Here is a 10,122-nt window from a genome sequence, read left to right on the forward strand (position 1 = left end):
ACTTAGACGCCCTTTTGAATCACGCCGAAGAACACCATGACGGCGGTAACCGCGATCCACAGAATGGCCAGCGGGATGAAGACCTTCCAGCCCAGGCGCATGATCTGGTCATAGCGGAAGCGCGGGAAGCTGGCACGGAACCAGATGTAGGCACTGGCGAAGAAGAACACCTTGACGAACAGCCACGGTGCACCGCCCTTCCAGATCCAGTCGACCAGCGGCGAGATATCGCCCGGATTGACCCAGCCCTGGATCGGGCTCAGCCAGCCACCAAGGAAGAAGATCGAGATCAGGAAGCTGATCAGGATCATGTTGGCGTACTCGGCCAGGAAGAACAGCGCGAACGCACCGCCCGAGTACTCGACCATGTGGCCGGCGACGATTTCCGATTCACCTTCCACCACGTCGAACGGCGCGCGGTTGGTTTCGGCAACGCCCGACACCCAGTAGATGACGAACAGCGGGAACAGCGGCAGCAGGAACCAGTCGAAGAAACCGGAATTGCCGGCCTGCGCCATCACGATGTTGCTCAGGTTCAGGCTGCCCGACGCGATCATCACGCCGACCAGGGCGAAGCCCATGGCGATTTCGTAGCTGATCATCTGCGCCGAGGCGCGCATCGCACCCAGGAACGCATACTTCGAGTTGGATGCCCAACCGGCCAGGATGATGCCGTAGATGCCCAGCGAGGTCATCGCCAGCAGGTACAGCAGGCCGGCGTTGGCATTGGACAGTACGATCTGCGAATCGAAGGGCACCACCGACCAGGCCGCGAAGGCCGGCGCCAGGGTGATCAGCGGTGCCAGCAGGTAGATCGCCTTGTTGGCGCTGCTCGGCTGGACCACTTCCTTGAACAGCAGCTTGAAGACGTCGGCGAAGGCCTGGAAGATGCCCATGCCCACATACATCGGGCCGTGGCGGACGTGCATCCAGCCGATCAGCTTGCGTTCCCAGACCACGTAGAAGGCCACCGAGATGATCACCGGAACGGTGATCACCAGGATCTTCAGGATGATCCAGATCAGCGCGCCGATGTCACCGAGGCCAAGCAGCCACTGGTGCAGCGGGTCGACCGCGTTCAACAGCAATTCGTTCATGCAGCCACCACCGTTACGCGAGCGGCACCCAGCGGCGCGGTCGCGCCGTGGCCCGATTCAATCCAGACCGAACCCGCAGCGACGCGGGCGTCGACCACCACCGGCAGGGTGGCCTTGCCGGCATCGGTGCCGACCTTGGCCATCTGCCCTTCCTGCAGCTGCAGGCGAGCGGCATCTTCAGCGTTCAGCACGATGCGCGGGGCGTTGTTGAGCGGATGCGACTGCAGCGCCGGCGCACGACGGACCACCGCATCGGTGCGGTAGATCGCGGCGGTCGAAGCCACTTCCAGGCCTTCGCCGGCAACCACCGGCTGTGCCGAAGCGGCAACGGCGACCGACACCGGGGCCAGGCTGGCGCGCAGGCCGGCCAGGTCGGTGAAGTCGAAACCGGCAACCGCCAGCTCGCCGCCCAGGGCGCGCAGCACGCGCCAGCCCTCACGGGCCTCGCCCGGCAGCTTGCCGCCGGCACGGGCCGACTGCTCGCGACCATCGAGGTTGGTCAGGGTGGCGTCGATTTCCGGCAGCGCGCCGATCGGCAGGATCACGTCGGCAACGTCGCGGGTGGAGACGCAGGCGAACTGGCTGAAGGCCACCACCTTGGCGCCGACCAGCGCCTTGCGCGCGGCGGGAGCGTCGGCGAAGTCCAGGCCCGGTTCCAGTCCGTACACCACGTAGGCCTGGCGCGGCTGCGCCAGCATCGCGGCGACGTCCTTGCCGGCCGGCAGCACGCCGGCGCGGGTCAGGCCAACGGCGTTGGCGCCCTGCGGGATGCGGCACAGCTTGGCACCGGTGGCGGCAGCGAAGTCACGCGCGGCGGCGCGGATCGCCGCAGCCTGCGGGTGGTTTTCGGCGATGCCACCGACGATCAGCACGGTGTTGTTGCCGCCCTGCACGGCCGAACGCAGCTCGGCGTTGGCCAGCGCGTCGACGAACTTCGACGGTGCGACGATCTGCTTGCCGGCGACACTGAAGGCGAAGTCGAAGTCCACCGGGTTGACGACGTGGATCTTCGCGCCGTTGGTGGTCTGCGCCTTGCGCAGGCGGGCGTGCAGCAGCGGCAGTTCGTGGCGGATGTTGCTGCCCAGAACGACGATGCGGTCGGCGCCTTCGATCTCGGCCAACGGCAGGCCGAACACTTCGGCGGTTGCGGCGTCGGAGAAATCGCGGTTGTTGATGCGGTGGTCGATGTTGCTCGAGCCCAGGCCCTTGGCCAGGCGGGCCAGCAGCGCGCCTTCCTCGTTCGAGGTGGACGGATGCACCAGTACACCCAGGTTGTCGCCCTGGTTGGCCTTGAGGATCTCGGCGGCCGCAGCCAGGCCTTCGGCCCAGCTCACTTCCTTCCACTCACCATTGACCTTGCGCAGCGGCTTGACCGCACGGTCTTCGCTGTACAGGCCCTGGTGCGAGTAGCGGTCACGGTCGGACAGCCAGCACTCGTTCACCGCTTCGTTGTCGCGCGGCACGGTGCGCAGCACTTCGCCGCGACGCACGTGCAGGAACAGGTTCGAACCCATCGCGTCGTGGTAGCCCAGCGACTCGCGCGCGGTCAGTTCCCACGGGCGGGCGCGGAACTGGAACACTTTGTTGGTCAGTGCGCCGACCGGGCAGACGTCGACGACGTTGCCGGACAGCTCGGTGGTCAGCGGCTTGCCGTCGAAGGTACCGATCTGCAGGTTCTCACCGCGGTACATGCCACCCAGTTCGTAGGTACCGGCAACATCGGCGGTGAAGCGGACGCAGCGGGTGCACTGGATGCAGCGGGTCATCTCGGTGGCGACCAGCGGGCCCATGTCCTCGTCCGGCACCACGCGCTTGCGCTCGTTGAAGCGGCTGACCGAACGACCATAGCCCAGCGACACGTCCTGCAGCTCGCACTCGCCGCCCTGATCGCAGATCGGGCAGTCCAGCGGGTGGTTGATGAGCAGGAACTCCATCACCGAGCGCTGGAACTTCAGTGCCTTTTCGCTGCGGGTGGCGACCTTCATGCCATCCATCACCGGGGTGGCGCAGGCCGGCGCCGGCTTCGGCGACTTTTCCACGTCCACCAGGCACATGCGGCAGTTGGCGGCGATCGGCAGCTTCTCGTGATAGCAGAAGCGCGGAATCGAAATGCCGGCCTTGTCGGCCGCCTGGATGATCATCGAACCCTTGGGCACGACCAGGGACTTGCCATCGATTTCGATGGTCACGTGATCCGGTGGCACGTTCGGGTTTACGGGTTGCGCGCTCATGCGGCGGCTGCCTCCACCTTCTTGCCGTCAACCATCGAATGACCGTTGACGATGTAGTACTCGAATTCGTCCCAGAACTGGCGCAGGAAGCCCTGGATGGGCCATGCAGCCGCTTCACCGAACGCACAGATGGTGTGGCCTTCGATCTGGCCGGCCACCGCCTTCAGCTGGTGCAGGTCTTCCATCGTGGCCTTGCCGGCGACGATGCGCTCCAGCACGCGGTGCATCCAGCCGGTACCTTCACGGCACGGGGTGCACTGGCCACAGGATTCCTTGTGGAAGAACTGGCTGATGCGGCAGGCGAACTTGACGCAGCAGACGCTGTCGTCGAGCACCACGATCGCGCCCGAACCCAGGCCGGAGCCCAGTGCACGGATGGTGTCGTAGTCCATCGGCAGGTCCTTCAGCTCGGCCGCGGTCAGCACCGGCATCGACACGCCGCCCGGGATCGCGCCCTTCAGCGTGCGGCCCGGACGCAGGCCACCAGCCATTTCCAGCAGGTCGTGGAATTTGGTGCCGAGCGGCACTTCGAAGTTGCCGCCATTCTGCACGCAGCCGGACACCGAGAAGCACTTCGGACCGCCGTTGGCGGTCAGGCTCAGGCCCTTGAACCACTCCGGACCGTTGCGGATGATCGCCGGCACCGAACCGTAGGTTTCGGTGTTGTTGATCGTCGACGGCTTGCCATACAGGCCGAAATTGGCCGGGAACGGCGGCTTGTAGCGCGGCTGGCCCTTCTTGCCCTCCAGCGATTCCATCAGTGCGGTTTCTTCGCCGCAGATGTACGCCCCGGCGCCCAGCGCACCGTAGATGTCGATGTCCACGCCCGAGCCCATCACGTTCTTGCCCAGCCAGCCGTTCGCATAGGCATCGGCCAGGGCCTGCTCGAAGTGCTCGAACGGCTCGTGGTGGAACTCACCGCGCAGATAGTTGTAACCCACGGTCGAGCCGGTGGCGTAGCAGGCGATCGCCATGCCTTCCACCACCGAATGCGGGTTGTAGCGCAGGATGTCGCGGTCCTTGCAGGTGCCCGGCTCGGATTCGTCCGAGTTGCAGAGGATGTACTTCTGCATGTTGCCCTTGGGCATGAAGGACCACTTCAGGCCGGTCGGGAAGCCTGCGCCACCGCGGCCACGCAGGCCCGAGGCCTTGACCATCTCGATGACCTGCTCCGGCGGGATCTTCTCTTCGAGGATCTTGCGCAGGGCAGCGTAGCCACCGGTCTTCAGGTAGCTTTCGTACGACCACGGGGTGTCGTAATGCAGGGTGGTATAGACCACCTGGTGCGGCAGCGGCGCGGGGCCGACCGGACCCTTGGATTCGTGGTGATGTGCCATGCCCTTACTCCAGCCCGTCCAGCAGCTCGTCGACCTTTTCCAGGGTCAGACGCTCATGGTAGTGACCGTTGATGACCATCATCGGCGCGCCACCGCAACCGGCCAGGCACTCTTCCTCGCGCTTGAGGTAGACGCGGCCGTCCGGGGTCGATTCACCGTGCTTGATGCCCAGCTTCTTCTCGCAATGGCGGACGATGTCCTCGGCGCCATTGAGCCAGCAGCTGATGTTGGTGCAGATGGCCACGTTGTTGCGGCCCACCTTCTCGGTCTCGAACATCGAGTAGAAGCTGGCGACCTCGTAGGCCCACACCGGCGGCAGATCAAGGTACTTGGCCACGCCGGCGATCAGCTCGTCGGTCAGCCAACCCTCGTTCTGCTCCTGGGCCGCATGCAGGCCCTGCAGCACGGCAGAGCGCTTGCGGTCCGGCGGGAACTTGGACAGCCAGTGATCGATGTGAGCGCGGGTCTTGTCGCTCAGCACCACCATCGGGTCGACGTCGCGCGCCGCCTCGAAATTACCTGTCGCCTTCATCGGCCGACCTCAGCGAAATGCATAACGTGAAATTCCAGAAACTGCGGCGCCGGCTTGCGCCGGCTGCCTGCAGCGGGCGTTGGCGTGGCGGACGGCATTACCGGTCAACCTCGCCGAACACCAGGTCGTAGGTACCGATCATCGCCACCACGTCGGCCAGCATGTGGCCGCGCACGATCGAATCGATCGAGGACAGGTGGGCGAAGCCCGGTGCGCGCAGGTGCACGCGGAAAGGCTTGTTGGCGCCATCGGAGACCAGGTAGCAGCCGAACTCGCCCTTGGGCGCTTCCACCGCCGCATAGGTCTCGCCGGCCGGCACGCAATAGCCTTCACTGAACAGCTTGAAGTGATGGATCAGCGCTTCCATGTCGTCCTTCATGTCCTCACGCTTGGGCGGAGCGACCTTGAAGTTCTTGACCATGACCGGGCCGGGGTTGGCCTTCAGCCATGCCACGCACTGCTTGATGATGCGGTTGGACTCGCGCATTTCGGCAATGCGGACCAGATAGCGGTCGTAGCAGTCGCCTTCCTTGCCCAGCGGGATGTCGAAATCGACGGCATCGTACTTGGCGTACGGACGCTTCTTGCGCAGGTCCCAGGCGATGCCCGAGCCGCGCAGCATCACGCCGGTCATGCCCCACTGGTGGGCCAGTTCCGGAGTGACCACGCCGATGCCGACGGTACGCTGCTTCCAGATACGGTTGTCGGTCAGCAGGGTTTCGTATTCGTCGACGCGACCCGGGAATTCGTTGGTGAAGTTCTCCAGGAAGTCCAGCAGCGAGCCTTCACGCGAAGCATTGAGCTGCTTCAGCGCCTTGCCCTTGTGCCAGCGCGATTCCTTGTACTTCGGCATGTGGTCCGGCAGGTCGCGGTAGACGCCGCCCGGACGGTAGTACGCCGCGTGCATGCGCGCGCCGGAAACCGCTTCGTAGCAGTCCATCAGCTCTTCGCGTTCGCGGAAGGCGTACAGCATCACCGCCATCGCACCCAGATCGAGCGCGTTGGAGCCCAGCCACATCAGGTGGTTGAGGATGCGGGTGATTTCGTCGTACATGGTGCGGATGTACTGCGCACGCTCCGGCGCCTCGATGCCCATCAGGGTCTCGATCGCGCGCACGTAGGCGTGCTCGTTGCACATCATCGACACGTAATCCAGGCGATCCATGTAACCGATCGACTGGTTGAACGGCTTGGACTCGGCCAGCTTTTCGGTACCACGGTGCAGCAGACCCACGTGCGGGTCGGCGCGCATGATGGTTTCGCCGTCCATTTCCAGGATCAGGCGCAGCACACCGTGAGCGGCCGGATGCTGCGGGCCGAAGTTCATGGTGTAGTTGCGGATTTCCTGCCGGCTTTCGGCGGCGTTGCTGGCGAAGGCTTCGCCGGCCTGGTGTACGTGGCTCACTTCACTGCCTCCTGCGCGCGCTCACCTTCTGCGGTCTGCAGACGGGCGTCGTCGCGGATCACGCGCGGCACGCCGACACGCGGCTCCACCGAGGTGACCGGTTCGTAGATCACGCGCTTCCTTTCTTCGTCGTAGCGGACTTCGACATTGCCGATCAGCGGGAAGTCCTTGCGGAACGGATGGCCGACGAAACCGTAGTCGGTCAGGATCCGGCGCAGGTCCGGGTGGCCTTCGAAGATCACGCCGTACAGGTCGAACGCTTCGCGCTCGAACCAGTTCAGGCCCGGCCAGATGCTGGTCAGCGAGGACACCACCGGCAGCGCTTCGTCAGGGGCGAAGCAGCGCAGGTGCATCATCAGGTTGTGCTGGTACGAACGCAGCTGGGCGACCACGGCGAAGCGCTGGGTCGGCATGTGCTGCGGGCGGGCACCGTCGGCGCCGTTTTCCTCGGTGGGGAACTCACCCCACGCGAAGCGGCCCTGGGCCTTGCCTTCGACGCCACGGCTGAAGCCCTGCGAGGACACGTCGGCGGTGTCCCATTCGTCGGAGCCATAACCGAGGTAGTCGACGCCGCAGAGATCCACGGCCTGCTCGAAACCAAACTCGTCACGCAGCGCCAGGGCGGTGGCGTGCCACTCGGCGGCAGGCACTTCCAGCGTCACTTCGCCGCGGGGTTCGACCACGATGACCTTCGCACCTGCGAAACGTGCGGAGAGTCGGTCGATGAAGGATGCTTGCTCTGCCATGGGGGCTTGGCGCGCTCTTGTCAGGTGAAGGGGTCAGCGGGCGATGGTCTGTGTACGCCAGATCTTCTTCTGCAGCTGCAGGATCCCGTACACCAGCGCCTCGGCGGTCGGCGGGCAGCCCGGGACGTAGACGTCCACCGGCACCACGCGATCACAGCCGCGCACCACAGAATAGGAGTAGTGGTAATAGCCGCCACCATTGGCGCAGCTACCCATCGAGATGACCCACTTCGGGTCCGGCATCTGGTCGTAGACCTTGCGCAGCGCCGGGGCCATCTTGTTGACCAGGGTACCGGCCACGATCATCACGTCGGACTGGCGCGGCGACGGGCGGAACACCACGCCGTAGCGATCAAGGTCCAGGCGCGCGGCGCCGGCGTGCATCATCTCGACCGCGCAGCAGGCCAGACCGAAGGTCATCGGCCACATCGAGCCGGTGCGCGCCCAGTTCAGCAATGCATCGACGCTGGTGGTGACGAAGCCCTTTTCCAGCAGCGGGTTGTCGCCTTCCGGCCGCAGGATGTCATCAACCCGGCCTTCCGGCGTGGGGTTGTTCATGAGGCCATCGAGAGTCTGAATCACTCCCATTCCAGCGCTCCCTTCTTCCAGACGTAAATGAAACCGAGGAACAGCATGCCGACGAACAGGCCCATGGTGATGAGCGAACGGGCACCCAGCTCCATGAAGACCTGGGTCCACGGCACGATGAAGATGATTTCCAGGTCGAAGACGATGAACTGGATCGCGATCAGGTAGTAGCGCACGTCGAACTTCATGCGCGCGTCTTCGAAGGCCTCGAAGCCGCACTCGTACGGCGACAGCTTTTCCAGATCGGGGCGGCGGGGACCGAGGAATCGACCAACCAGCATCAGCGTAATGCCGATACCGGTGGCAACGATCAGAAACAGCAGAGACGGCAAATATTCGGCCAGCACAGCGATTCTCTCTTGCCTCTGCCGCCGCGCCTGCAGGCGCTTTGGCATGGGGGAGTGGACGGGAATCTGCCTGGCGCCTTGCGCGCCAGACGAACCCGCTTTACTTACAAATGGTGCCCAAGAGGGGACTCGAACCCCTACGACTTGCGTCGCTACCACCTCAAGGTAGTGCGTCTACCAATTCCGCCACCTGGGCAAACGATCACATCAGACTATCTTCCCGATGCGCCGCGTATTGTAACCGGCTTCAGTCTTTCTGGGAGCCTTCCGAAGGCTTTTCTTCACCAGAAACCGAAGATTCCGCCTGAGCCGGCACATTCGCGACCGGAACCGGGGCGGCCGGGACCGCATCGGCCTTCGGAACGGCCGGCAGTTCGCCCGCCGGAGCCGCCGGAGCGACTGCCGCCGGGGCGGACATCAGACCCAGATCCTGGTCGGCCGCCGGGCGGCTGCCATGACCGGCATACCAGGCCATGAAGAGGCTGATGCCGAAGAACACGACTGCCAGCCACTTGGTCGACTTGGACAGGAAGTTCGAGGCGCCGCGCGCACCGAACACCGTACCCGAGGCACCGGCACCAAAGCCCGAACCCGCCGCCGCACCCGAACCACGCTGCATCAGGATCAGCGCGATCATGGCCACAGCGACCAGCACGTAGACGACATTGAGGATCAACATCAGCATTGGAAACCGCCCTCGGACAAAACTTCTAGGATTAGTTCGCGGCCGCCGCCCTTGCGATGGCCAGGAAGTCCGCGGCCACCAGGGAGGCGCCGCCGACCAGCCCACCATCGACATCCGGCTGCGCGAACAGTTCCCCGGCATTGTCGGGCTTCACGCTACCGCCGTAAACAATGGGCAGTGAATCAGCGATTCTAGCATCGATACGCGCGACTTCGCCACGGATGAACGCGTGCACCTGCTGCGCCTGCTCCTTGGTGGCAGTACGGCCGGTACCGATGGCCCAGACCGGCTCGTAGGCAACCACGGCCTTGGCGAAACCGGCCGCACCAACCAGCTCCAGCACCGGCGCCAGCTGGCTGGCGATGACCGCTTCGGTCTGCCCGGCCTCGCGCTGCTCCAGGGTCTCGCCCACGCACAGCACCGGCACCAGGCCGGCATGCTGGGCGGCGGCGAACTTGCGCGCGACCAGCTCGCTGCTTTCGTGGTGGTACTGGCGGCGCTCGGAATGGCCGACCAGGCCATAGCGGGCCCCGACCTCGACCAGCATGGCCGCGCAGACCTCGCCGGTGTAGGCGCCCTTCTCGTTGCTGCTTACGTCCTGCGCGCCAAAGGCCAGGCCGGTCTCGCCGAAGTCCTCGACCAGCTCACCCAGGTAGGGCAGCGGCGGCAGGATCACCACGTCCACCCCCTCCAGCGGCAGCCCGGCGGCGACCTGCCCCAGCAGTTCATTGGCGAATTGACGGCTGCCATGCAGCTTCCAGTTTCCGGCGACGATCTTGCGGCGCATGAGCGGGTGGCTCCTGTGTGAAGTCAGCCGGTCATGATACCCGCTGCGGCAAAAATCCGTTTCCTTGTAAGCGGTTACATGGATTTTCAGCCAACGGCACAGCCCCTCGTGGCGGGGGTTGGGTTGGGTTGGTCGCGGAGAGCCCGGCTAGATCTGGGGCTGTGCCTTATACCCATCTGACGCTGCCGAGGATCTTACGCGTGTAGATCTTTGTGTGTTCCATGTACATAAACTTGAAAAAAAAGAGCTGCAGTTGTACTATAATACAAATGAAATATCTTGTTCAAAATTTAAGTAAAAATTATAATGTTTTTATGACCCTAATAAAAACAACAAATGGCTGAAAATTTTTCAAAGTTTGAATGAA

The 10,122-nt window shown here is 64.1% G+C and carries 10 protein-coding genes and 1 tRNA gene; all 11 read right to left on the reverse strand.

Annotated features, from left to right (window positions below; genetic code table 11):
* Nucleotides 1-2: 2 nt before the first annotated feature.
* Nucleotides 3-1,097, reverse strand: coding sequence for an NADH-quinone oxidoreductase subunit NuoH (gene nuoH / locus EKL94_RS12720; RefSeq protein ID WP_046983974.1), 1,095 nt, complete (start codon nt 1,095-1,097; stop codon nt 3-5).
* Nucleotides 1,094-3,328 carry an NADH-quinone oxidoreductase subunit NuoG gene (gene nuoG / locus EKL94_RS12725; RefSeq protein WP_126929375.1) on the reverse strand — a complete coding sequence of 745 codons (2,235 nt, stop codon included), beginning with the start codon at nt 3,326-3,328 and terminating at the stop codon, nt 1,094-1,096. Before nuoG ends, nuoH begins: the two co-directional genes overlap by 4 nt.
* Complete coding sequence (nuoF, locus tag EKL94_RS12730) at nt 3,325-4,665, reverse strand: NADH-quinone oxidoreductase subunit NuoF (RefSeq protein ID WP_005410459.1); 1,341 nt, start codon at nt 4,663-4,665, stop codon at nt 3,325-3,327. Before nuoF ends, nuoG begins: the two co-directional genes overlap by 4 nt.
* Nucleotides 4,666-4,669: 4 nt before the next feature.
* Nucleotides 4,670-5,197, reverse strand: coding sequence for an NADH-quinone oxidoreductase subunit NuoE (gene nuoE / locus EKL94_RS12735; RefSeq protein WP_006381132.1), 528 nt, complete (start codon nt 5,195-5,197; stop codon nt 4,670-4,672).
* A gap of 97 nt (nt 5,198-5,294) precedes the next feature.
* Nucleotides 5,295-6,602, reverse strand: a complete 1,308-nt coding sequence (locus tag EKL94_RS12740; protein WP_126929376.1) for an NADH-quinone oxidoreductase subunit D — start codon at nt 6,600-6,602, stop codon at nt 5,295-5,297.
* The gene (locus EKL94_RS12745; protein ID WP_126929377.1) at nt 6,599-7,348 is read right to left on the reverse strand and encodes an NADH-quinone oxidoreductase subunit C; all 750 of its coding nucleotides are present in this window, start codon (nt 7,346-7,348) and stop codon (nt 6,599-6,601) included. Before EKL94_RS12745 ends, EKL94_RS12740 begins: the two co-directional genes overlap by 4 nt.
* Nucleotides 7,349-7,381: 33 nt before the next feature.
* Nucleotides 7,382-7,936, reverse strand: a complete 555-nt coding sequence (locus tag EKL94_RS12750) for a NuoB/complex I 20 kDa subunit family protein (protein ID WP_005410463.1) — start codon at nt 7,934-7,936, stop codon at nt 7,382-7,384.
* Nucleotides 7,927-8,283, reverse strand: a complete 357-nt coding sequence (locus EKL94_RS12755; RefSeq protein ID WP_008265012.1) for an NADH-quinone oxidoreductase subunit A — start codon at nt 8,281-8,283, stop codon at nt 7,927-7,929. Before EKL94_RS12755 ends, EKL94_RS12750 begins: the two co-directional genes overlap by 10 nt.
* Nucleotides 8,284-8,394: 111 nt before the next feature.
* Nucleotides 8,395-8,479, reverse strand: a tRNA-Leu gene (locus EKL94_RS12760).
* A gap of 51 nt (nt 8,480-8,530) precedes the next feature.
* A complete protein-coding gene (secG, locus tag EKL94_RS12765) occupies nt 8,531-8,968 on the reverse strand; it encodes a preprotein translocase subunit SecG (RefSeq protein ID WP_126929378.1) in 438 nt (145 codons plus the stop codon).
* 31 nt (nt 8,969-8,999) lie between these two features.
* The gene (gene tpiA / locus EKL94_RS12770; RefSeq protein WP_088026649.1) at nt 9,000-9,755 is read right to left on the reverse strand and encodes a triose-phosphate isomerase; all 756 of its coding nucleotides are present in this window, start codon (nt 9,753-9,755) and stop codon (nt 9,000-9,002) included.
* Nucleotides 9,756-10,122: the final 367 nt, after the last annotated feature.

Origin of the sequence: Stenotrophomonas maltophilia, from assembly GCF_003970865.1 — a bacterium.
In the GTDB taxonomy this organism is placed as follows: domain Bacteria; phylum Pseudomonadota; class Gammaproteobacteria; order Xanthomonadales; family Xanthomonadaceae; genus Stenotrophomonas; species Stenotrophomonas maltophilia_AR.

What these genes read in the sequence shown, in the direction of transcription:
- nuoH (WP_046983974.1), bottom strand. Translation starts at nt 1,097, where the DNA reads ATGAACGAATTGCTGTTGAACGCGGTCGACCCGCTGCACCAGTGGCTG.
- nuoG (WP_126929375.1), bottom strand. Translation starts at nt 3,328, where the DNA reads ATGAGCGCGCAACCCGTAAACCCGAACGTGCCACCGGATCACGTGACC.
- nuoF (WP_005410459.1), bottom strand. Translation starts at nt 4,665, where the DNA reads ATGGCACATCACCACGAATCCAAGGGTCCGGTCGGCCCCGCGCCGCTG.
- nuoE (WP_006381132.1), bottom strand. Translation starts at nt 5,197, where the DNA reads ATGAAGGCGACAGGTAATTTCGAGGCGGCGCGCGACGTCGACCCGATG.
- EKL94_RS12745 (WP_126929377.1), bottom strand. Translation starts at nt 7,348, where the DNA reads ATGGCAGAGCAAGCATCCTTCATCGACCGACTCTCCGCACGTTTCGCA.
- EKL94_RS12750 (WP_005410463.1), bottom strand. Translation starts at nt 7,936, where the DNA reads ATGGGAGTGATTCAGACTCTCGATGGCCTCATGAACAACCCCACGCCG.
- secG (WP_126929378.1), bottom strand. Translation starts at nt 8,968, where the DNA reads ATGCTGATGTTGATCCTCAATGTCGTCTACGTGCTGGTCGCTGTGGCC.
- tpiA (WP_088026649.1), bottom strand. Translation starts at nt 9,755, where the DNA reads ATGCGCCGCAAGATCGTCGCCGGAAACTGGAAGCTGCATGGCAGCCGT.